Consider the following 21159-nt stretch of genomic DNA (forward strand, 5'->3'; position numbering starts at 1 on the left):
CTCAACCCGCCAGCGCCTGCTCCTGCTGGTCCTTGCGGGGCTGGATCGGGAACATGCGGTGGGACGGGTCGCGGACCTCGCCGACCAGCATCTCCAGGACGTCCTCCAGCGCCACCAGGCCGAGCACCCGGCCCGAGGAGTCCGCCACCTGGGCGAGGTGCGCCGCCGCACGCCGCATCACCGTGAGCGCGTCGTCGAGCGGCAGCTCGGCCCGCAGCGTGGCCAGCGGACGCCACACGTGCTGCGGCACCGCACGCTCCCGGTCCTCCAGGTCCAGTACGTCCTTGACGTGCAGGAACCCCATGAAGGCACCGCTCTCCGCGCACACCGGGAAGCGCGAGTAGCCCGTACGGACCGTCAGCTCCTCCACCTGCCTCGGGGTCACCGAGCACCCGACGGTCACCAGCGACGCCCGGTCGAGGAGCACATCCGTCACCGGGCGGCTGCCCAGCTCCAGCGCGTCCTCCAGGCGCTCCTGCTCCTGCGGGCCGAGCAGACCCGCCTGGCCGGAGTCCTCCACCAGACGGTTCAGCTGCTCGCTGGTGAAGACGGCCTCCACCTCGTCCTTCGGCTCCACCCGGAACGCCCGCAGCACCAGCCGCGCGCACGCGCCGAGCGCCACGGTCACCGGACGGCAGACCCGGGCGAAGGCGACCAGGCCCGGGCTGAACCAGAGCGCGGTCTTCTCGGGGGCCGCCATGGCCAGGTTCTTGGGGACCATCTCGCCGATGACGAGATGCAGGAAGACGACGAGTGCCAGCGCGATCGCGTAGCCGAGCGGATGGACCAGGCCGTCGGGGACCCGGGCCGCGTGGAACACCGGCTCCAGGAGCTCGGCCACCGTCGGCTCCGCCACCGCGCCGAGCGTCAACGAGCAGACGGTGATGCCGAATTGGGCGGCCGCCATCATGCGCGGCAGGTTCTCCAGACCGTGCAGCACCTGCCGGGCCCGCGCGGAGGTCGCGGCGAGCGGTTCGATCTGGCTGCGGCGCACCGAGACGAGGGCGAACTCGGCCCCCACGAAGAAGCCGTTCGCCAGAACCAGGAGCAGGGCGAACACGAGTTGCAGCAAGCTCATCGCACGGCCTCCGCCACACTCTTCACATCGGCCGTACGCACGAACCGCACCCGCTCCGCCCGGTACCGCTCGACCTGGCGGACCTGGATGCGCCAGCCGGGCAGTTCGGCGCGGTCGCCGGGGACGGGGATGCGGCCGAGCAGATCGGCGACGAGTCCGGCCACCGTCTCGTACGGGCCATCCGGCGCGTCCAGGCCTATGCGGCGCAGGGTCAGCACCCGGCAGCTGCCGTCGGCCTCCCACGCCTGGCGGCCGTCCTCGCCCGCCACCACCGCGAGCTCGGGCGGGGTCTCGCCCTCGGCGTCGTGCTCGTCGCGCACCTCGCCGACGAGCTCCTCGACGATGTCCTCCAGGGTGACGACCCCGGCCGTGCCGCCGTACTCGTCGACGACGACGGCTATCGGCTGTTCGCTGCGCAGCCGCTCCAGCAGCTGCTGCACCGGCAGGGTCTCCGGCACCAGCAGCGGCGGCACGGCGATCCGCGCGGCCGGGGTGCGCAGCCGCTCCTGCGGCGGGACCGCGAGCGCGTCCTTGAGGTGGACCATGCCGACCACCTCGTCGATCCGCTCCCGGTAGACGGGGAAGCGGGACAGGCCGGTGGCCCGGGTGAGGTTGAGGACGTCGGCGGCGGTCGCGGACGTCTGCAGCGCGCTCACCTTCACACGCGGCGTCATCACGTTCTCGGCGGTGAGCCGGCGCAGCGCCAGGGTGCGCACGAACAGGTCGGCGGTGTCCTGCTCGATCGCCCCGGCGCGCGCCGAGTGGCGGGCCAGGGAGACCAGTTCGCCGGGGGTGCGGGCGGAGGCGAGCTCGTCGGCGGGCTCCACGCCGAGCGCTCGTACGAGACGGTTGGCGACGGTGTTGAGCAGCGAGATGACCGGCCGGAACAGCCGGGAGAAGCGGCTCTGCGGGCCGGCGACGAAGCGCGCGACCTGGAGCGGCCGCGACACCGCCCAGTTCTTCGGCACGAGTTCGCCGATCACCATCTGGACGGCGGAGGCGAGCAGCATGCCGACGACGACGCTCACCCCGGGCACCACCCCGCCGGGCAGTCCGGTCGCGGCGAGCGGCCCGTCGAGCAGTCCGGCGAGCGCGGGCTCGGCGAGCATGCCGACGACGAGCGAGGTGATGGTGATGCCGAGCTGGGTGCCCGAGAGCTGGAAGGACAGCTCGCGCAGAGCGTCGACCACGGTGCCGGCGCGGCGGTCGCCGTCGGCGGCGGCCTGCTCGGCGTCCGGCCGCTCGACCGTGACCAGGCCGAACTCGGCGGCCACGAAGAATCCGTTGGCGAGGATCAGAAGGAATGCCGCGGCGAGCAGCAGAAGCGGGATGGTCATGCCGCCGCCTCGTACGAAGGGGCGGCGCAGGTACTACCGGACGATCCGTCCATTGCTGGAGGGAGTCACTCCTCGGGTCGCTGGTGCCCCGCAGGCCGATGGTGCTGCCAGTGCGCGGGGCGGGGCGCGATGGGCGCCACCGTCACCAGGGTAGCCATTGAGATCGTCGCCGCAATGCTTGCCCCGGTGCGGAAAGCGGCGGGTCAGCCGTCCTGGCGGGTGCCGTGCGACTCGGCGAGGGCGCGCAGCGCGCGGGCGTCGCGGATGGCGTGCTCCTTGGCGATGCCCGGCTGGATGCCGAGTGCGGGCAGGCTGGTGCCGTCGCTGAGATCCAGGAAGACCCAGGGGTCGCCGGGGCGGAGGTTGACGCGCAGGATCTCCGCCCAGGCGAGCCGCCGCGTCCGGGTTAGGTTGACGACCGTGACGCCCGTGTCGTCGGCGACGACCTTGGGGCGGCTCAGCAGCGCGAGGACCGCGAAGAACATCGCCGCGGTGAACACGAAGCTGGCCCGCTCGCCCCCGCTCATGTTCTCCAGGAGCAGGGCGACTCCGGTGAGCACCGCGAACATCACGGTGGCGACGGTCAGCAGGACGGCCCGGGTGCGGGTCGGCCGGAACGTGACCGGGAGAACGGGAAGTTGGGGCGCGGGGGCGGACACGGGGTACGTCACTTCCGTACGGGGGTGAAAAGGGTCGGTCAGAGGCGGCAGGCGTGGATGGCCGTGGTGAGGATGGCCCGGGCGCCCAGCTCGTACAGGTCGTCCATGATCCGCTGGGCCTCCTTTGCCGGGACCATGGCGCGCACGGCGACCCAGCCCTCGTTGTGCAGCGGCGAGATGGTCGGCGACTCCAGGCCCGGGGTGAGGGCGACGGCCCGCTCCAGGTGCTCGGCGCGGCAGTCGTAGTCCATCATCACGTAGCTGCGGGCCACCAGGACGCCCTGGAGGCGGCGCAGGAACTGCTGCACCTTGGGCTCTTCGATGTCCGCGCCGGTGCGCCGGATGACGACGGCCTCGGACTTCATGATCGGCTCGCCGATCACTTCGAGGCCCGCGTTGCGCAGCGAGGTGCCGGTCTCCACGACGTCCGCGATGACGTGGGCGACGCCCAGCTCGATGGCGGTCTCGACGGCCCCGTCCAGGTGCACGACGGAGGCGTCGACGCCGCTGTCCTTGAGGTGCTGGGCGACGATTCCCTCGTACGAGGTGGCGATCGTCATCCCGTCGAAGTCGCCCACGCCCTTGGCCGTGCCCGGCTTGGTGGCGTAGCGGAAGGTCGAGCGGGCGAAGCCGAGCGGCAGGATCTCCTCCGCGTCGGCACCGGAGTCGAGCAGCAGGTCGCGGCCGGTGATGCCGATGTCGAGGCGGCCGGAGCTCACGTAGATCGCGATGTCGCGGGGGCGCAGATAGAAGAACTCGACCTCGTTCTCGGGGTCGACCAGGACGAGTTCCTTGGACTCCTTGCGCATCTGGTAGCCGGCCTCATGGAGCATCGCCGACGCAGGTCCGGACAGTGAACCCTTGTTGGGGACGGCGATGCGCAGCATGAGGTCAGCTTCCTTCAGGTAAGGGGTGGGATGTTCGGGTGTGCTCAGAGGTGGGCGTAGACGTCGTCGAGGGAGATCCCGCGCGCGACCATCATCACCTGGACGTGGTACAGCAGCTGGGAGATCTCCTCGGCGGCGGCGTCCTTGCTCTCGTACTCGGCGGCCATCCAGACCTCGGCGGCCTCCTCGACGACCTTCTTGCCGATGGCATGCACGCCCTTGTCCACCAGCTCGGCGGTGCGGGAGGTGGACGGGTCGCCGTTGGCGGCCTTGAGCTGGAGCTCCGTGAAGAGCTCTTCGAAGCTCTTGGAGGGTTTGTTCGCCATGATGCTTCTTAGGGTAAGGGGTGGATCCCGGCCACTCAGCGCCAGGGTTCGCTGACGGTGCGCAGCGTGGCGGCCGTGGCGACGGCGGCGGTGACCGCTTCGTGCCCCTTGTCCTCGTTCGACCCTTCGAGGCCGGCCCGGTCCAGGGCCTGCTCCTCGGTGTCGCAGGTCAGCACGCCGAACCCGACGGGTACGCCGGTGTCGACGCTGACCTGGGTGAGACCGTTGGTGACACCCTGGCACACGTAGTCGAAGTGCGGTGTACCGCCCCTGATGACGACGCCGAGCGCGACGACCGCATCGTACCCGCGCCCCGCCAGCACCTTGGCGACCACCGGCAACTCGAAGCTGCCGGGGACGCGCAGCAGCGTCGGCTCGTCGATGCCGAGCTCGTGCAGCGCGCGCAGGGCGCCGTCGACGAGTCCGTCCATCACCTTCTCGTGCCACTGCGCCGCGATGACGGCGACCCGGAGGTCTGAGCAGTTGCGTACGGACAGTTCGGGTGCGCCCTTGCCACTCACGTGCTTTTCTCCTCGGTACTCGTTGCTCGTTCTCGTTGTACGGATCTGCTGGTGTACGGCTGTACGGGGTTGTCCTACTGGTTGCCGCAGGCCGACGCGGTCGCGTCCAGCCAGGGCAGGTCGTGTCCCATCCGGTCCCGCTTGGTGCGCAGGTAGCGCAGATTGTGCTCGCCCGCCTGGACCGGCATCGGCTCGCGGCCGCTGACCTTGAGGCCGTGGCGCACCAGCGCGGTGGTCTTGTCGGGGTTGTTGGTCATCAGGCGCAGGCTGCGCACGCCCAGGTTCTCCAGGATCTGCGCGCCGGCCGCGTAGTCGCGGGCGTCGGCGGGCAGTCCGAGCTCCAGGTTGGCGTCCAGCGTGTCGCGGCCCTGCTCCTGGAGCTCGTACGCGCGCAGCTTGGAGAGCAGACCGATGCCGCGCCCCTCGTGGCCGCGCAGATAGACGACGACGCCGCGGCCCGCCTCGGTGATGCGCTCCATCGAGGCCTGCAGCTGGGGGCCGCAGTCGCAGCGCTGCGAGTGGAAGATGTCGCCGGTCAGGCACTCGGAGTGGACCCGTACCAGCACGTCCTCGCCGTCGCCGATCTCGCCGTGGACCAGGGCCACGTGCTCGACGCCGTCGACGGTGGAGCGGTAGCCGAAGGCGGTGAACTCGCCGAAGGAGGTGGGCAGATGCACCTCGGCCTCGCGGCGCACGGTCGGCTCGGCGGAGCGCCGGTAGGCGATCAGGTCCTCGATGGAGATGATCGTCAGACCGTGCTTGCGGGCGAACGGGATGAGCTCGGGCAGCCGCAGCATCACCCCGTCCTCGCCCGCGATCTCCACGATGGCGCCGGCCGGGGCGAGCCCCGCGAGCCGGGCGAGGTCGACGGCGGCCTCGGTGTGGCCGTTGCGCACCAGCACACCGCCGGGCTTGGCGCGCAGCGGGAAGATGTGCCCCGGGCGCACGAAGTCCCCGGCGTCCGAGCCCCCGTCGGCGAGCAGCCGCAGCGTGGTGGCGCGGTCGGCGGCGGAGATGCCGGTGGAGACACCGTGGGCGGCGCTCGCGTCGACGGAGACCGTGAACGCCGTCTTCATCGACTCGGTGTTGTGGTCGACCATCTGCGGCAGCCGCAGCCGGTCGAGCGCTTCGCCCTCCATGGGCGCGCAGATCAGACCCCGGCACTCGCTCATCATGAAGGCGACGATCTCGGGGGTCGCCTTCTCGGCCGCGATGACGAGGTCGCCCTCGTTCTCGCGGTCCTCGTCGTCGACGACCACCACGGGCCGCCCGGCGGCGATGTCGCGGATGGCCTGCTCGACCGGGTCGAGGGACAGGTCCTCACGGTTGTCGGTGGAGTACCAGGTGGGTGTCGTGGCGCTCATGCCGCCGCTCCTTCCAGGACGGGCCGCGCACTCGTACGGGAGCGCAGCCACCAGTCGCGCAGTCCCCACAGGACGATCGCGCCGTAGATGACGTAGACGAAGCCGGAGAAGGCGAAGCCGTTGGCGAAGTTGAGCGGTACGCCCACCGCGTCCACCAGCAGCCAGGCGAGCCAGAACTCGACCATGCCGCGCGCCTGGGCGTACATGGCGACGACGGTTCCGACGAAGATGTACGCGTCCGGCCACGGGTCCCACGACAGCGTCGGGAACGCGGTGAACAGCGCGCCGACCGCGAGGGTGCCGAGCGCCGCGCCCGCGAGGAGCAGACCGCGCTCGCGCCAGGTGGCGAACCGCACCGCGATGGAGCCGTCCTGCCCCTGCCGCTTGCCGCCCTGCCACTGGTACCAGCCCCACAGCGCCACCACGATGACCACCAGCTGCTTGCCGGCGCTGCCGGAGAGGTGGGCCGTGCTGAACGCCGCCAGCAGGATGACGCCGGAGAGGAACTGGGCGGGCCAGGTCCATATGGAGCGCCGCCAGCCGAGCGCGAGGGCGGCCAGACCGATCGTGTTGCCGATCATGTCGGACCACATGATGTGCTGGTCGAAGGCGGTGAAGGCCTCGGAGTTGAGCCAGTTCACTTGGGGTCCCCCTGGCCGCGCGCGCCGAGCAGGCGCTCGACGTACTTGGCGATCACGTCGACCTCCAGGTTGACCGGGTCGCCGGGCTGCTTGATGCCGAGCGTGGTCAGCGCGAGGGTGGTCGGGATGAGGCTGATGGTGAAGTAGTCGGGGCCCGCGTCGACGACCGTGAGGCTGACGCCGTCGACGGTGATCGAGCCCTTCTCGACGACATAGCGGGTGAGCTCCGGCGGCAGCGAGACCTTGACGATCTCCCAGTTCTCCGAGGGCGTGCGCGACACGATGGTGCCGGTGCCGTCGACGTGGCCCTGGACGATGTGTCCGCCGAGGCGGCCGCCGACGGCCATCGGCCGCTCCAGGTTGACCCGGGAGCCGACGTCGAGCGCGCCGAGGCTGGAGCGCTTCAGCGTCTCCTCCATGACGTCGGCGGTGAACTCGCCGTCGCCGAACTCCACGACGGTCAGACAGACACCGTTGACGGCGATCGAGTCGCCGTGGCCCGCGCCCTCGGTGACCACGGGGCCGCGCAGACGGAAGCGGGAGGAGTCGCCGAGCTTCTCGACGGCGGTGACCTCACCCAGTTCTTCGACGATTCCGGTGAACACGCTCATCGCTCCTTGGCAGGGGAAGTAACGGGGGTGGCGGTGATACGGAGATCCGCTCCGACGCGGACGGCCTCGGTCAGGTCGAGCCGCAGCGCGTCGGTGAGGGTGGTGATGTGGGTCCCGGCCAGGGCCGCCGGGCCCGCGCCGAGCAGGACGGGGGCGAGATAGCCGACGACCTTGTCGACCGCGCCCGCGGCGACGAAGGCCCCGGCGAGCGTCGGCCCGCCCTCCAGCAGGACGGACCGCACGCCGCGCCCGTGCAGGGCGGCGAGCAGCGCGGGGATGCCCAGACCGGTGGCGGCGCGGGGCAGCCGTACGACGTCGACGCCCGCGAGGTGGCCGGTGTCGGCGTCCTCGGCGACCGCGATCAGGGTCGGCGCCGCGTCGTCGAGGACCCGGGCGCCCGGCCGTACGGCCCTGGCCTCGGTGTCGACGACGACCCGCAGCGGCTGGACGGCGCCCTCGATGCCGCGCACCGCGAGGTGGGGGTCGTCGGTACGGGCGGTGCCGGAGCCGACGACGACCGCGTCGGCCTCGGCGCGCAGCCGGTGGACGTCCGCGCGGGACTCGGCCGAGGTGATCCAGCGGCTGGTGCCGTCCTGGGCCGCGATCCGCCCGTCGAGGCCGGCCGCGTACTTCCACAGGACATAGGGACGGCCCAGCCGTACGGAGGTGAGCCAGGCGGCGTTCCCCGCCTCGGCCTCCTCGGCGAGCAGGCCGCCCCCGACCTGGACCCCGGCCGCCCGCAGTGTGTCCGCACCGCCGGTGGCCTGCGGATTCGGGTCGCCGACCGCGTACACGACACGGCTGACACCGGCCTCGATCAGCGCCTGGGCGCAGGGGCCGGTGCGACCGGTGTGGTTGCAGGGTTCGAGAGTGACGTACGCGGTGCCGCCCCGGGCCCGCTCGCCCGCGTCGGCGAGTGCGTGGACCTCGGCGTGCGGGCCGCCCGCCCGGCGGTGGAAGCCCTCGCCGACCACGGCGCCCGAGGCGTCGGTGATGACGCATCCGACGACCGGGTTGGGGCTGGTGGAGCCGAGTCCGCGCGCGGCGAGCTCAATGGCTCGGCGCATGGCGTCTGCGTCGGCTGCGGTGGCCACCGGGTCCTCCTGCCTCTTCGGGCACGGACTCCGGGGCCTGTCGATGACGACAGAGAGCGGGAAATGGACCGTGGATACAGCTCACGCCATGGCCGAAGGACACCGATCGCCACGGAGGGCGAAACGGAACAACGGCCGACGTGACCCTTTACAGGTCCGCCCGCCGCGCACTGCCTCCCATCCGGACTTTCACCGTCGGTCCAGGAATTCCACCTGGTCAACCGGCCACTGGATGCGGCCGGGTCGCGGACTATTACCGCCGGTTCGGAATTACACCGACCCCGGAGTGCGCTGCTGCTGGTACAGGGTCAGTGTGCCACGACTGATCGTCGGCCATACGAGCGAACCCATGTGGCCTGAGTCACAACACGTAGCGGAATGCGACATTCCGATTTCGGCTCCCCTACACCCCCATCTCGGCCATTGGTCCATACCTATTGACCTCACTGGTCTAGTCCTCTTAACCTCTGCGTCACCTCCGAGGTGAGGCCCGCCGGTGTGCGCACGCCGGGGCCGCCGCACGACCGCCCTCTGTTCGCTGTGCTTCGCCGACCTCCCCCAGGAGGAACAGATCGTGCCGTCCCCCACTCGCGCGAGAGCCACGCTGCTCACGGCCGCTGCCGCCGTCGCCGGGCTGCTGCTCTCCTCGCTCGCCACGGGCGTCTCGCACGCCGCCGACAACGAGAGCTGTCGCCCCGACGGGCTCTACAAGACGCCCGGCGTCGACGTCCCGTACTGCTCGGTGTACGACACCGACGGCCGCGAGAAAATGGGCGCCGACCATCAGCGCCGGGTCATCGGGTACTTCACCGGATGGCGCACCGGCCAGGACGGGACCCCCGCCTATCTCGCCTCGGACATTCCGTGGGACAAGGTCACCCACATCAACTACGCGTTCGCGCACATCGGTTCCGACAACAAGATCTCGGTCGGCTCCGACAGCGCGAAGAACGCGGCGACCGGAATGACCTGGCCCGGCGTCGCCGGCGCCGAGATGGACCCCGCACTCCCCTACCAGGGCCATTTCAATCTGCTGAACAAATTCAAGAAGCAGCACCCGAACGTGAAGACCCTGATCTCCGTGGGCGGTTGGGCCGAGACCGGCGGCTATTTCGGTGACGACGGCAAACGCGTCGGTTCCGGCGGCTTCTACTCGATGGCCACCAACGCCGACGGCTCGGTGAACCAGCCGGGCATCGACACCTTCGCGGACTCGGCCGTCGCCTTCATCAAGAAGTACGGGTTCAACGGCGTCGACATCGACTACGAATACCCGACGACCATGAAGGACGCGGGCAACCCGCTGGACTGGTCGCTCTCCAACGCCCGCCGGGCTGGCCTGGTCAAGGGCTACGCGGCGCTGATGAAGTCGCTGCGCGAGAGGCTGGACCGCGCGGGAGCGGCCGACGGGAGGCAGTATCTGCTCTCCGTGGCCGCGCCCTCCTCCGGCTATCTGCTGCGCGGCATGGAGACCTTCCAGGTCCAGAAGTACCTGGATTACGTCAACATCATGTCGTACGACCTGCACGGCGCCTGGAACGAGTACGTGGGGCCGAACGCCTCGCTCTTCGACGACGGCAAGGACGCGGAACTCGCGGCGGCGGGGGTCTATTCCACCTCCCAGTACGGCGGAACCGGTTATCTGAACGCGGACTGGGCGTACCACTATTTCCGCGGCTCGATGCCCGCCGGACGTATCAACATGGGCCTGCCGTACTACACGCGCGGATTCCAGAACGTGAGCGGCGGGACCAGTGGACTGTGGGGCAAGGCGGCCACGACCGCCTGTCCGGCCGGGTCGGGGCTCACCAAGTGCGGTGACGGCGCGACCGGGATCGACAACCTCTGGCACGACCTCGACGCGAACGGCAAGGAGGCCCCGGCGGGCTCCAACCCGATGTGGCACGCCAAGAACCTGGAGAAGGGCGTGGTCGGCGACTACGTCACCAAGTACGGCTTCGCCGCCGACACCAAGCTGACCGGCACCTACGTGCGCAACTACGACTCGACGCTGGTCGCGCCCTGGCTGTGGAACGACCAGAAGAAGGTGTTCCTGTCCACCGAGGACGAGCAGTCGGTGAACGCCAAGGCCGACTACGTGGTGGACAGGGGCATCGGCGGCACGATGGTGTGGGAGCTCGCGGGCGACTACACGTACAACGCGGCCAAGGGCCAGTACGAGCCGGGCTCGACGCTGACCGGCGCGATGTACGACAAGTTCAAGTCGGCGACCCCGTACGGCGCCAAGCGCTCCACCGTCGATCTGCCGACCCGCGCGCTCGACATCGGCGTGGACTTCGGGCAGTTCCCGCTCGGCGACTCCAACTACCCGATCAGCCCCAAGGTGACGATCACCAACAACACCACGGCGACGCTGCCGGGCGGCACGGAGTTCCAGTTCGACTACGGGACCTCGGCCCCGGCGAACGCCAAGGACCAGTCGGGCTTCGGCACCACCATCGTGCGCAGCGACCACAGCGGCAGCAATGTGGGTGGCCTGAAGGGCGACTACAACCGTGTCTCGCTGAAGCTGCCGAGCTGGCAGACGCTGGCGCCGGGTGCCTCGGTGACGCTGGACTTCGTCTACTACCTGCCGGTCTCCACGCCCTCCAACTGGACGGTGGGCTTCGGCGGTCAGACGTACGCACTGGCCGGTGACCTCACGCGGGGCGCGAGCGTGGTGGACCCGGGCACGGCGTCGCCGTCGCCCTCCCCGTCGCCGACGCCTTCGGGCGGCACCTGCACCGCGCCCGCGTGGTCGGCGACGGCCGAGTACGGTGGCTCGACGACCGTCTCGTACAAGTCCCACAGCTGGAAGTCGAAGTGGTGGACGAAGGGCGACGAGCCCGGCACCACCGGCGACTGGGGCGTCTGGCAGGACCTGGGAGCCTGCTGACACCCGCACCCCACAACCGCCCGGCGGCGCAAACCCGGCCCTTGCCGCCGCCGGGCCCCATCCTTTCCTGACAACCCGTCGCGCGCGGGCTACGCGGACGGCACCCCGAACACCTCGTCCTGCGCCGCGTCCCGCGCCACCAGCAGCGCGCCCCGCAGCACCGCGCGGTCGCCGAGCACGCTCGGGCGGACCTCGGCGTCCAGCGGGGTGAGCCCGGCGAGCCGGCGGCGCACCCGCGCGGCCAGCGACTCCCCGCCCGCGTGGCCGAGTTCACCGCCGAGCACGACGAGCCCGGGGTCCAGGACCGAGACCACCGCCGCCGCCCCGATGGCGATCCGCTCGGCCAGCGCGTCGAGGAACGGCCCCTCCGCGCCGCGCACCAGCGCCACCGGTCCACCCGCCAGGCCGTGCGACGCGCCGAGCCGTACGACCCCCTCCGCGCCCACCAGCGCGTGGAATCCGCCGTCGCAGCCGGTCGCCGACGGCAGCCCGCCGGTGCCCGGGACCGGCAGCAGGCCGATCTCGCCCGCGCCACCGGCCACGCCCCGGCGCAGCCCGCCGCCCAGGACGACGGCCCCGCCCACGCCCTGACCGAGCCAGAACAGTACGAAGTCGTCCTGCCCGCGGGCCGCGCCGAGCCGGTGCTCGGCCACCGCCGCCAGATTGACCTCGTTCTCCACCAGGACCGCCGCGGGCAGCCGGGCGTGCAGCGCGGCGACCAGTTCGCGGTGCCAGGCGGGCAGGCCCATGGTGTCGCGCAGTTCACCGGTGGCCGGGTCGATGAGCCCGGGCGCGCCGATACCGACGCTGTGCAGCCGCTCGGCGCCCGCCTCCTTCGCGGTGCGTTCGAGCAGGGCCGCCGCCCCGGCCACGGCGGACCCGGTCCCGTCCTGCGCGCCGATGGGCAGCGTCGCCTCCGCGAGTGTCGTGCCGAGCAGATCGGCGACGAGCACGGTGACGCTGTCGGTGCGCACGTCGAGGGCCGCGAGATGGGCCCGGTCCGCCACGATCCCGTAAAGGCGCGCGTTGGGGCCGCGCCGCTCGGCGCCGGACTCCCCCACGACCTCGACGAGCCCCGCGCCCTGGAGGCGTTCGACCAGGTCGGCGACGGTCGGGCGGGAGAGTCCGGTGAGCTTCTTCAGCTGACCTGCCGTCAACGGCCCCTCGTCCTGCATCAGGCGCAGGGCGAGCCGGTCGTTGAGGGCCCGTGCGGTGCTGGGTGATGCGGGCATGCCGGAATCCTTCCAGACCACTGGGCGGCGGGGCGCGATGGGGGCTATTTATCAGGCAGGGTTCCTGATAGTTTACCGCCGCGCTGACACCAAGGGGAGGGCTCGGGCGGATGGCGATCCAAGTGGATGACGACATACGGCAGTTGAGGCGGGCACGGATCGCGATAGCCGCGGTGTTCTGCGTCCACGGCGCGGTCACCGGCAACTTCGCCACCCGGATCCCCTGGATCCAGGAGCACGCCGGGGTCTCCACCGGGCAGCTGGGCCTGGCGCTCGCGTTCCCCGCGATCGGCTCGTCGCTGCTGATGCCGCTCTCCGGCGCGATCACCCATCGCTTCGGCTCGCGCCGGGCGCTGCGCGCACTGCTCGCGCTGTGGACCCTGGGGCTCACGCTCCCCTCGCTCGCCCCGAACGTCTACACCCTGTGCGTGGCGCTGTTCCTGTACGGGGCGAGCGCGGGCATGTCGGACGTGGCGATGAACGCGCTGGGCGTCGAGACGGAGAACCGGCTCGGCCGCTCCATCATGTCCGGGCTGCACGGCATGTGGAGCGCGGGCGCCCTGCTCGGCTCGGCGGCCGGCACCCTGGCCGCGCACGCCGGAACCGACGCGCGCGTGCACCACGTACTCGCGGCAGCCGTCCTGACCGTGCTCGGCGCGCTCGCCTGCGGCCGCGTACTGGATCTGCGCAGCGCACCCGACGAGGCGCCGCCGCCGCGCTTCGCGCTGCCGCCCCGGTCGGCGGTGGTCATCGGCCTGGTCGCCTTCTGCGCGGTGTTCGCGGAGGGGGCGAGCCTCGACTGGTCGGCGGTGCATCTGCGCGACTCCCTCGGTGCCTCGGCGGGTCTCGCGGCCGCCTGCACCACCGCGTTCACCCTGACCATGGCGGTGGCTCGGATCGCGGGCGACAAGGTCGTGGACCGCTTCGGAGCGGTACGGACCGTGCGCTGCGGGGGTTTGCTGGCCACGGCGGGCGGGGTGCTCGTGGTCCTCGCACCCCGCCCGGCTCTCGCCATGGCCGGGTTCGCGCTGATCGGGCTGGGGGTCGCGGTCGTGGTGCCGCTGGCGTTCGCGGCGGCGGGGCGCGGCGGGTCCAACCCGAGCCAGGCGATCGCGGGCGTCGCCACCATCACGTACACCTCGGGTCTCATCGCCCCCTCGGCCATGGGGACGATCGCCGATCTGACGTCGCTGGTCGTGTCGTTCGCGCTGGTGACGCTGCTTTCGGCCGGGCTGGTGGTGGGGGCGAAGGTACTGCGCGGCGGGGTTTCGCCGTAGCGGCCGCCGGGGGAGCGCGGACCGTGCGGGACCGGGCCCGCGGTCGCACTAAAATTTGCCCTGATTCTTCTCAGCACGGAACGAACTGGAGCGAATACATGGGCCTCGGCGTGCGCTGGACCCTGCACGGTGACGGGCGGACCCCCGCCCCGGGGGCCGTCGTACGCCCGGACGAACGGCTCTCCTGGCCCCGGACGATCGGGCTGGGCGCCCAGCACGTGGTGGCCATGTTCGGCGCCTCGTTCGTGGCGCCGGTCCTCATGGGCCTGGACCCCAACCTGGCGATCATGATGTCCGGCGTCGCCACGGTCATCTTCCTGCTCGCCACCCAGGGACGGGTGCCCAGCTATCTGGGCTGCTCCCTCTCCTTCGTCGGCGTCGCGGCCGCGATCCGGGCCACCGGCGGCACCAGCGCCACCGTCACCGGCGCGGTCCTCGTGGTCGGCGCGGTGCTGTTCGCGGCGGGGCTCGCGGTACGGCGGTTCGGCGCGCGGATCATCCACGCCGCGATGCCGCCGATCGTGACCGGCGCGGTGGTCATGCTGATCGGCTTCAACCTGGCGCCGGTCACCGCGGCCACCTACTGGCCGCAGGACCAGTGGACGGCGCTCCTGGTGATGCTCTTCACCGGGCTCGCCGTGGTCTGTCTGCGCGGCTTCTGGTCCCGGGTCGCGATCTTCCTCGGGCTGCTCTTCGGCTACGGCATCTCCTGGCTCTTCGACCGGGTCTTCGGCAAGATCCACTCGGTGCCGGGCGCGGGACCCGCCACCGACCACTGGCGTCTTGACCTCTCGGGCGTCGGCAGGGCCGAGTGGATCGGGCTGCCGTCCTTCCACGCGCCGAGCTTCCAGTGGTCCGCGATCCTGGTCGCGCTGCCCGTGGTGATCGCGCTGGTCGCCGAGAACGCCGGGCACGTCAAGGCCGTGGGCGAGATGACCGGCGACAACCTCGACGACAAACTGGGCACCGCGATCGCCGCCGACGGCGCCGCCTCGATGCTCTCCACCGCCGTCGGCGGCCCGCCGAACACCACGTACTCCGAGAACATCGGCGTCATGGCCGCCACCCGCGTGTACTCGACGGCCGCCTACTGGGCCGCCGCCGGTTTCGCGCTGCTCTTCGGCGTCTGCCCCAAGTTCGGCGCCATCGTCGCCGCCATCCCGGGCGGCGTGCTCGGCGGCATCACCGTCATCCTCTACGGCATGATCGGCCTCCTGGGCGCCCAGATCTGGATCAACGCCAAGGTCGACCTGAGCAATCCGCTCAACCTGGTCCCGGCCGCCGCGGGCATCATCATCGGCATCGGCGGCGTCACGCTGAAGTTCACCGACAACTTCCAGCTCAGCGGGATCGCGCTCGGCACCATCGTGGTCATCACCGGCTACCACGTGCTGCGCGCCCTGGCCCCGGCCCATATGAAGGAGCAGGAGCCGCTGCTCGACGAGGGCACGTCGTCGTACGACGAGGCCACCGGCGCCGCTGCGGACGCCGAGTCCGGCAGCGCGGCCGGAGCCGGGGCCGACGGGGCTCAGCGCGCCAGGTCGTAGGCGTACTCGGGGCTGAAGGTGCCCGCCGCGCCCCGGCAGCCGTCCCACTCGCCGGGCGTCTTCACCCACAGATACGCGTCGATCCGCTCCTGGCCGGTGTCCGTCGTCGGGGCGCGCCCCAGCGACCGGCCGGCCGGGTCGCACCACTGGCCGTCGGGCGGCGCGCCCCGGCCGTTGCGGCTGGTGTCGATCACCGCGCCCAACCGGGCGGGACCGCCGAGGGCGGCCAGCACCCGCCGGGCGTAGGCCACTTCGTCGGCCGTGGTGTTGAAGTTGGACACATTGGTGAAGATGCCGTCGCCGCTGGTGGCCGCACCGGCCGCGCGCAGCAGGGTGGCCATCTCTTCTGCGTCGCGCCATGCGGAGTGGCCCGCGTCGAAGTACACCCTGGCGCTGGGGTCGGCCGCGTGGATGCTCCGCCCCGCACCGGCCAGCGAGGTGAAGCGCGCGGTGCGGTCGCTGTCCGAGAGGCAGTCGGACTGGGCGATCGCGTCGGGCTCCAGGATGACGATGACCGGTGAACGACCGAGCCCCGCCGAGAAGTTCCGGATCCACCCGTCGTACGCGGCCAGATCCGGCGCCCCGCCCCGCGAGGCGCCGCCGCAGTCCCGGCCGGGGATGGTGTACGGCACGAGCACCGGCGTCCGGCCCTCGTCGGCGGCCGCCGAGGTCACCTGCCGCACCTCCCCGGTGATCTTGTCCGGGTCGTACTCGGTGAACCAGACGGCGGCGGGCCGGTCCGCGATCCGCCGCTCGATCAGCGGCCGCCTCGGGTCGTCGGGATGGTTCCGGATCCAGTCGAGCACCTGCGAGTCGGGCGAGGTGTAGAGCGCGGCGGAGACGGCCTGCGCGGGCTTCGACGGGGAGGCCGAGGGCTGCGGGGCGAGGGACGGCGCCGTGGTGGGCGCGGGACGCGGCGTACGGGACGCGCGCGTGGGGGTCGGCGAGGGCACGGCGGGCAGCGGCGCGAGCGTGGGCGACCGCGTCACCTGCGGCCGCGCCGATACGCCGCCACCGCCTCCGAGGGCCGAGACCGCGCCCGACACGGCGCCGATCGCCGCGACCGCGACGGCGAGCCCCACCATGGCGTTGCGCCGCGCTGCCCGGCGCCGGGCGGCGCGACGTCTGCGCGCGCGTGTGTCCGGGGTCCCGGTCACCGTGAACTTCACCGTGAACTCCCCTTCCCCCACAGGTGCGATGGCCTCACGTTCACCCGTTCCGGGGACGCCCCGGGCCCGGCGGCGTCCGGCACAGCGTAGGGCTGGGACGCTGCCCTCATGGCGCAGATCGAACAGTTGGCAGGTGGAACGGGGCTCCTGGCCGGTGGCACGGGCCTCGCCGGGCCGCCGGTGGGAACCGTGTCGGTGGACACCGTAGTGGAGCGGATGCGGACGCTGCGCGCGAGCCTGCCGCCCCAGGACGGGCTCGCCGTCTTCAACCGGGTCTATCTCGCGGTCACCGAGGAGATCGGCCGATGCGTCACCCGGGGCGCGTTCGCCGACCCCCGGGCCACCGCGACGCTGGACGTGCTGTTCGCCGGGCGGTATCTGCGGGCGGTCGACGCGGTGGCGACCGGGCTGCGCCCGCCCGCCTCCTGGCGGCCGCTGTTCCAGTACCGCCGCCACCCGGGCGTACGCCCGCTCCAGTTCGCGCTCTGCGGCATCAACGCCCACATCGGGCACGACCTGGCGCTCGCCGTGGTCGACAGCTGCCACCGGCTCGGGTGCGAACCGGCCGCTCTGGAGGACGACTTCGACCGGGTGGGCGACATGCTCGTGGCGCTTGAGGAGCGGGTGCGCGAGGAGCTGATGCCGGGGCCCGACCTGCTGGAGGTCGCGGACCCGCTCACCCATCTGCTGGCGTCCTGGAGCCTGGAGCGGGCCCGGGACGCCGCCTGGTCGTCGGCGCGATTGCTGTGGCGGCTGCGGGAACTTCCGGACCTGTCCCGGGAGTTCAGGGAGCGGATGGACGCGGGTGTCGGCCTGGTGGGGCGGTGCCTGCTGACGCCTCATGTCGGCCCTTCTTCCGTACGAGGAGTTCTCCCATGGCAATCCGGCTCGGGCTCGGCCTACCGCAGATGAAGCAGTACGACATCGGCCGTGACATCCCGGCCGTGGCGCGCGCCGCCGAGGAGACGGGGTACGAGAGCCTGTGGGTGTTCGAGCGGGTGATCTTCCCGACCCCCGCGACCCAGGGGCTGTACGGGATACGGGGCCTGGCCTGGCCGGACGCCTACCGGTCGGTGGCCGACCCGCTGATCTCGCTCGCGCTCGCCGCCGCGGCCACCGAGCGGGCCCGGCTCGGCACGAGCGTGCTCGTGGCGCCGCTGCACATCCCCTTCCAGCTGGCCCGCTCGCTGGCCACGCTCGACGCGGCCAGCGGCGGCCGGGTGGTCGCGGGCATCGGCACGGGCTGGTCCCACGACGAGTACGCGGCGGCGTCCGTGGCGCCGTTCGAGAAGCGCGGCAAGGTGCTCGACGAGACACTGGACGTGTTCGCGGCCGTGTGGGGCGCGGACCCGGTCGCGTACGAGGGCGAGTTGACCACCATCGCCCCCTCCGAGGTCGGCCCCAAGCCGGCCCGGCCGATTCCGGTGTACCTGCCGGCGAGCAGCCCGAAGGCGGCCCGCCGGCTGATCGACCGGGCGGACGGCTGGATGCCGGGAGCCCTGGGAGCCGCGCAACTGGCCGAGCAGTGGACCGGGATCCAGGACCTGGCCGCCGAGCGCGGCCGCGAGCGTCCGGTCGAGGTGTGCGTCCGCGTCAACGCACACCATCTGCCGAAGCCGTACGAGGGCAAGGAGCGCCCGCCCTTCACCGGCAGCACGGCCCAGATAGTCGAGGACCTGGTGGCGCACGCGCACGACGGCATAGGCGAGTTCCTGATCGACCTCCAGGCCACGCCCCGCGACGCCCAGGAGCTGAACGACGTGGCGGCCGAGGTGTACGGACAGGTGCGCGCGGCCGGGCTGTAGTCCGGGGCGGCGCGGGACGGCGAAGGGCCCGGGGCACACAGCCCCCGGGCCCTCACGTCCCGTGTCGCGAGCCGGACTCAGTCCTCCGGCAGCTCGACCGGCGCGATCTCGTCGTACACGTCGCCCGGACCGGGGTTGGTGGCGTCCGTGCCGCCGCCGAGGTGGTGCATGACGCCCCACACCGCGTTCAGTGCCGTCTGCACCGCGCCCTCGGCCCAGCCGGCCGTCCAGGAGATGTCGTCGCCCGCGAGGAAGATGCCCCGCTTGTCCTCGGGCAGGGTGTCCTGCATGAAGTGGGTGAACAGACGTCGCTGGTAGCGGTAGTGGCCCGGCAGGTTCGCCTTGAACGCACCCATGAAGTAGGGCTCGTTCTCCCACGACACGGTCACCGGGTTGCCGATGATGTGCCTGCGGATGTCGACCTTCGGGTAGATCTCGCCGAGCGACTTGAGCATGACCTCCATGCGCTCGTTCGCCGACAGCGGCAGCCACTTCAGGCTGTCGTCGCACCAGGTGTACGAGAGGCAGATGACGGCGGGCTTGTCCGGCCCGTTGTCGAGCAGGTACGTGCCCCGGGTCATCCGGTCGGTGAGCGTCATCGACATGACGTCACGTCCCGTCGGATTTCCCCTGTCGTCGACGGCCTTGTCCAGCCAGAAAGGCCTGTCCACCGGCACGAACAGCTTGGAGGACTCCATGTAGTGGGTGCGCTCGATCGCCGTCCAGTGGTCGATCGGGAAGAGCGAGTCATCGCACTCGATCTTCGAGAGCAGCATCCAGGACTGGGCGGTGAAGATCGCGGCCCGGTACGTACGGATGTCGCCGGACGCGTCCGTGACGGTGATCCGGTTGCCCGCGGTGCGGTGCAGCCGGGTCACGGCGGGCTTCGGCGCGCCCTCGTGCAGCGAGGAGAGCGAGGTCCCCTGCGCCCAGTGCACGATCTTCTCCGGCTCGCGCTCCCACAGCCGCAGCGGCAGCTGCTGGGAGCCACCGACGATGCCGCGGTGGTGGTCGTCGGCCTCGGTGTAGACGACGCGCAGGATCTCCAGGATGGAGTTGGGGAAGTCGGTGTCCCAGCCGCCGGTGCCGAAGCCGACCTGGCCGAAGATCTCGCGGGCCCGGAAGGACTTGAACGCCTCGGACTCGCAGAGGAAGCCGTAGAACGTCTGGTTGTCCAGCTTCTCGACGAGCTTCGCCCAGATCTCGCGGATGCGCGGCACATCGCGCTCGCGCATCGCGGTGTTCATGTCCGAGAAGTCGGCGCCCTCGTCGAGGCACGCGTTCCAGGCGGCGGCGACGTCGCGGTAGACCTGCGGCAGGTCGGCGATCGTCTCGGCGTAGTGCGACTCGCCCTTGAGGTCGACGACCGTCGAGGGGGTCGCCTCGGCGAGCGGGTTCGGGAACGGCTCGGTGACCAGGCCGACGAGGTCGATGTAGTGCTGGAGCGCCGTCGAGGACGGCGGGAAGCGCATCGCGCCCATCTCGGCGGTCAGCTCGTCCGTGCCGGTGCCCTCGAAGCCGACGGTGCGCAGCCGTCCGCCGATCTGGTCGGCCTCGTACACGACGGGCTTGAGGCCCATCTTCATCAGCTCGTACGCCGAGATGATGCCGGAGAGCCCGCCGCCGATGACGGCGACCTCGGTGCCGTGCTCCGTCGCGGGTATCTGGCCGAGCCCGGCCGGGTGGGCCAGGAAGTCGTCGTACGCGTAGGGGAAGTCCGGACCGAACATGGTGATCGGCGGCTGGCCGTCGGTGTGCGGGACGGCGGTGGGCACCGTGGACGTCATGGGGTACGGACTCCTTGCACAGTACGAAGGGGGTTGGGGGCGGCCGGAGGGGTCCGGGTCAGACGAGGGAGGTGTAGAGGCCGGGGCGGCGGTCGCGCAGATACGGGTTGTTCGCGCGCGAGGCGGCCAGGAACTCGGGGTCGGCGTCGCCGACGACGAGCTCGGCCTCGCGGCCCGCGCGGGCCCGGGCGGTTCCGTCGGGTCCGGCCAGACAGCTCAGCCCGACGAACTCGAACTCGCCCTCGGGGCCGGTCCGGTTGACGTACGCGATGTACATCTGGTTCTCGAAGGCGCGCACCGGAACCAGGGATTCGGCGACGAACTGGAAGGGGTGCATCTGCGCGGTGGGCACCAGGAGGAGGTCGGTGCCGGCCAGCGCGTGCGCGCGGACGTTCTCGGGGAACTCCACGTCGTAGCAGATCATCATCCCGAGCCGCAGCCCGCCGAGCTCGGCCTGGACGACCTGCTGGTCGCCCGGCGTGAACCACTCCTGCTCGAAGCAGCCGAAGAGATGGGTCTTGCGGTAGTTCGCCAGGCGCGTGCCGTCGGGGCCGATGAGCTGCGCGGAGTTGTAGACGGTGTCGCCGTCGCGCTCCGGGTAGCCGTAGACGACCCCGAGCCCGTGGCGCACGGCGATCTCGGCGACGGCCCGCGCGCCGGGCCCGTCGGCGGCCTCCGCGAGCTTCGGCACGTCGTCCCCGATGGCGTAGCCGGTCAGGAACATCTCCGCGCAGACGAGCAGCCCGGCCCCGGCGGCCGCGGCCCTGCCCGCGGCCTCGTCCAGCACCTTCAGATTCGCGGCGACGTCACCGGGACGGCCGGAGCTCTGGAGCAGGGCGGTGCGCAGCGGGGGCATGGCAGTCCTCGGAGGCGAAAGTGGTTGAAGGGGTCACCTAGACGGTACGTTCCACCGTTCGACCCCGACAAG

General features: G+C 71.6%; 19 protein-coding genes and 1 riboswitch. Of the genes, 5 read left to right on the plus strand and 14 right to left on the minus strand.

What is annotated here, in order from left to right; translation table 11 throughout:
* Position 1: 1 nt before the first annotated feature.
* From ACGFRG_RS34445 to ribD, 10 genes are all read right to left on the minus strand, one after another.
* The gene (locus ACGFRG_RS34445) at positions 2-1078 is read right to left on the minus strand and encodes a hemolysin family protein (RefSeq protein ID WP_361428271.1); all 1077 of its coding nucleotides are present in this window, start codon (positions 1076-1078) and stop codon (positions 2-4) included.
* A complete protein-coding gene (locus ACGFRG_RS34450) occupies positions 1075-2415 on the minus strand; it encodes a hemolysin family protein (RefSeq protein WP_393270408.1) in 1341 nt (446 codons plus the stop codon). Before ACGFRG_RS34450 ends, ACGFRG_RS34445 begins: the two co-directional genes overlap by 4 nt.
* 203 nt (positions 2416-2618) lie before the next feature.
* Positions 2619-3074 carry a PH domain-containing protein gene (locus ACGFRG_RS34455; protein ID WP_361428383.1) on the minus strand — a complete coding sequence of 152 codons (456 nt, stop codon included), beginning with the start codon at positions 3072-3074 and terminating at the stop codon, positions 2619-2621.
* A gap of 38 nt (positions 3075-3112) precedes the next feature.
* The gene (gene hisG / locus ACGFRG_RS34460; protein WP_361428267.1) at positions 3113-3961 is read right to left on the minus strand and encodes an ATP phosphoribosyltransferase; all 849 of its coding nucleotides are present in this window, start codon (positions 3959-3961) and stop codon (positions 3113-3115) included.
* Between the two features lie 44 nt (positions 3962-4005).
* A complete protein-coding gene (locus tag ACGFRG_RS34465; protein ID WP_188275085.1) occupies positions 4006-4287 on the minus strand; it encodes a phosphoribosyl-ATP diphosphatase in 282 nt (93 codons plus the stop codon).
* A gap of 35 nt (positions 4288-4322) precedes the next feature.
* The gene (ribH, locus tag ACGFRG_RS34470) at positions 4323-4808 is read right to left on the minus strand and encodes a 6,7-dimethyl-8-ribityllumazine synthase (RefSeq protein ID WP_393270411.1); all 486 of its coding nucleotides are present in this window, start codon (positions 4806-4808) and stop codon (positions 4323-4325) included.
* A 74-nt stretch (positions 4809-4882) separates the two neighbouring features.
* Entirely contained in the window at positions 4883-6172 is a 1290-nt protein-coding gene (locus ACGFRG_RS34475; RefSeq protein WP_361428262.1) for a bifunctional 3,4-dihydroxy-2-butanone-4-phosphate synthase/GTP cyclohydrolase II, read from the minus strand.
* Positions 6169-6813: a nicotinamide mononucleotide transporter family protein gene (locus tag ACGFRG_RS34480; RefSeq protein ID WP_361428260.1), complete on the minus strand. Its 645-nt coding sequence runs from the start codon at positions 6811-6813 to the stop codon at positions 6169-6171. Before ACGFRG_RS34480 ends, ACGFRG_RS34475 begins: the two co-directional genes overlap by 4 nt.
* Positions 6810-7418, minus strand: a complete 609-nt coding sequence (locus ACGFRG_RS34485) for a riboflavin synthase (RefSeq protein WP_361428381.1) — start codon at positions 7416-7418, stop codon at positions 6810-6812. Before ACGFRG_RS34485 ends, ACGFRG_RS34480 begins: the two co-directional genes overlap by 4 nt.
* 2 nt (positions 7419-7420) lie before the next feature.
* On the minus strand, positions 7421-8518 hold the full coding sequence (gene ribD / locus ACGFRG_RS34490; protein ID WP_393270414.1) for a bifunctional diaminohydroxyphosphoribosylaminopyrimidine deaminase/5-amino-6-(5-phosphoribosylamino)uracil reductase RibD: 1098 nt from the start codon (positions 8516-8518) through the stop codon (positions 7421-7423).
* Between the two features lie 163 nt (positions 8519-8681).
* A riboswitch (FMN riboswitch) is annotated at positions 8682-8812 on the minus strand.
* A 280-nt stretch (positions 8813-9092) separates the two neighbouring features.
* Here ribD and ACGFRG_RS34495 point away from each other — a divergent pair.
* Positions 9093-11414, plus strand: coding sequence for a chitinase C-terminal domain-containing protein (locus ACGFRG_RS34495; protein WP_393270417.1), 2322 nt, complete (start codon positions 9093-9095; stop codon positions 11412-11414).
* A gap of 89 nt (positions 11415-11503) precedes the next feature.
* Here ACGFRG_RS34495 and ACGFRG_RS34500 read toward each other — a convergent pair whose 3' ends face one another.
* Entirely contained in the window at positions 11504-12646 is a 1143-nt protein-coding gene (locus ACGFRG_RS34500) for an ROK family transcriptional regulator (protein ID WP_393270419.1), read from the minus strand.
* A 110-nt stretch (positions 12647-12756) separates the two neighbouring features.
* On the opposite strand from ACGFRG_RS34500, the gene ACGFRG_RS34505 reads away from it, so the two are divergent.
* Together ACGFRG_RS34505 and ACGFRG_RS34510 are read left to right on the plus strand one after the other, a co-directional pair.
* Positions 12757-13923, plus strand: a complete 1167-nt coding sequence (locus tag ACGFRG_RS34505) for an MFS transporter (RefSeq protein WP_393270422.1) — start codon at positions 12757-12759, stop codon at positions 13921-13923.
* Between the two features lie 98 nt (positions 13924-14021).
* Positions 14022-15470 (plus strand): solute carrier family 23 protein, encoded by a 1449-nt coding sequence (locus ACGFRG_RS34510; protein ID WP_361428250.1) that lies wholly within the window; start codon positions 14022-14024, stop codon positions 15468-15470.
* On the opposite strand, the gene ACGFRG_RS34515 is transcribed toward ACGFRG_RS34510, so the two are convergent.
* Positions 15452-16555, minus strand: coding sequence for a glycoside hydrolase family 6 protein (locus tag ACGFRG_RS34515; protein WP_393270474.1), 1104 nt, complete (start codon positions 16553-16555; stop codon positions 15452-15454). The genes ACGFRG_RS34510 and ACGFRG_RS34515 overlap by 19 nt on opposite strands.
* Before the next feature lie 192 nt (positions 16556-16747).
* Between ACGFRG_RS34515 and ACGFRG_RS34520 the strand changes: the two genes are divergently transcribed.
* Both ACGFRG_RS34520 and ACGFRG_RS34525 read left to right on the plus strand, forming a co-directional pair.
* Positions 16748-17551: a DUF5995 family protein gene (locus tag ACGFRG_RS34520; RefSeq protein ID WP_393270426.1), complete on the plus strand. Its 804-nt coding sequence runs from the start codon at positions 16748-16750 to the stop codon at positions 17549-17551.
* Entirely contained in the window at positions 17515-18444 is a 930-nt protein-coding gene (locus ACGFRG_RS34525) for an LLM class F420-dependent oxidoreductase (protein ID WP_393270429.1), read from the plus strand. Before ACGFRG_RS34520 ends, ACGFRG_RS34525 begins: the two co-directional genes overlap by 37 nt.
* Positions 18445-18521: 77 nt before the next feature.
* On the opposite strand, the gene ACGFRG_RS34530 is transcribed toward ACGFRG_RS34525, so the two are convergent.
* Both ACGFRG_RS34530 and ACGFRG_RS34535 read right to left on the minus strand, forming a co-directional pair.
* Positions 18522-20231, minus strand: a complete 1710-nt coding sequence (locus ACGFRG_RS34530) for an NAD(P)/FAD-dependent oxidoreductase (RefSeq protein ID WP_361428244.1) — start codon at positions 20229-20231, stop codon at positions 18522-18524.
* A 58-nt stretch (positions 20232-20289) separates the two neighbouring features.
* Positions 20290-21087 carry a carbon-nitrogen hydrolase family protein gene (locus tag ACGFRG_RS34535; RefSeq protein WP_361428242.1) on the minus strand — a complete coding sequence of 266 codons (798 nt, stop codon included), beginning with the start codon at positions 21085-21087 and terminating at the stop codon, positions 20290-20292.
* Positions 21088-21159 lie beyond the last annotated feature (72 nt).

It is taken from the genome of Streptomyces sp. NPDC048696 (assembly GCF_043198895.1).
Classification (GTDB): domain Bacteria; phylum Actinomycetota; class Actinomycetes; order Streptomycetales; family Streptomycetaceae; genus Streptomyces.

Bases quoted from the DNA above. Each gene is read 5' to 3' on its own strand.
- ACGFRG_RS34465 (WP_188275085.1), bottom strand. From the start codon at position 4,287: ATGGCGAACAAACCCTCCAAGAGCTTCGAAGAGCTCTTCACGGAGCTC.
- ACGFRG_RS34445 (WP_361428271.1), bottom strand. From the start codon at position 1,078: ATGAGCTTGCTGCAACTCGTGTTCGCCCTGCTCCTGGTTCTGGCGAAC.
- ACGFRG_RS34505 (WP_393270422.1), top strand. From the start codon at position 12,757: ATGGCGATCCAAGTGGATGACGACATACGGCAGTTGAGGCGGGCACGG.
- ACGFRG_RS34500 (WP_393270419.1), bottom strand. From the start codon at position 12,646: ATGCCCGCATCACCCAGCACCGCACGGGCCCTCAACGACCGGCTCGCC.
- ACGFRG_RS34515 (WP_393270474.1), bottom strand. From the start codon at position 16,555: ATGGTGGGGCTCGCCGTCGCGGTCGCGGCGATCGGCGCCGTGTCGGGC.
- ACGFRG_RS34535 (WP_361428242.1), bottom strand. From the start codon at position 21,087: ATGCCCCCGCTGCGCACCGCCCTGCTCCAGAGCTCCGGCCGTCCCGGT.
- ACGFRG_RS34525 (WP_393270429.1), top strand. From the start codon at position 17,515: ATGGCAATCCGGCTCGGGCTCGGCCTACCGCAGATGAAGCAGTACGAC.
- ACGFRG_RS34450 (WP_393270408.1), bottom strand. From the start codon at position 2,415: ATGACCATCCCGCTTCTGCTGCTCGCCGCGGCATTCCTTCTGATCCTC.
- ACGFRG_RS34510 (WP_361428250.1), top strand. From the start codon at position 14,022: ATGGGCCTCGGCGTGCGCTGGACCCTGCACGGTGACGGGCGGACCCCC.
- ACGFRG_RS34475 (WP_361428262.1), bottom strand. From the start codon at position 6,172: ATGAGCGCCACGACACCCACCTGGTACTCCACCGACAACCGTGAGGAC.
- ACGFRG_RS34520 (WP_393270426.1), top strand. From the start codon at position 16,748: ATGGCGCAGATCGAACAGTTGGCAGGTGGAACGGGGCTCCTGGCCGGT.
- hisG (WP_361428267.1), bottom strand. From the start codon at position 3,961: ATGCTGCGCATCGCCGTCCCCAACAAGGGTTCACTGTCCGGACCTGCG.
- ACGFRG_RS34530 (WP_361428244.1), bottom strand. From the start codon at position 20,231: ATGACGTCCACGGTGCCCACCGCCGTCCCGCACACCGACGGCCAGCCG.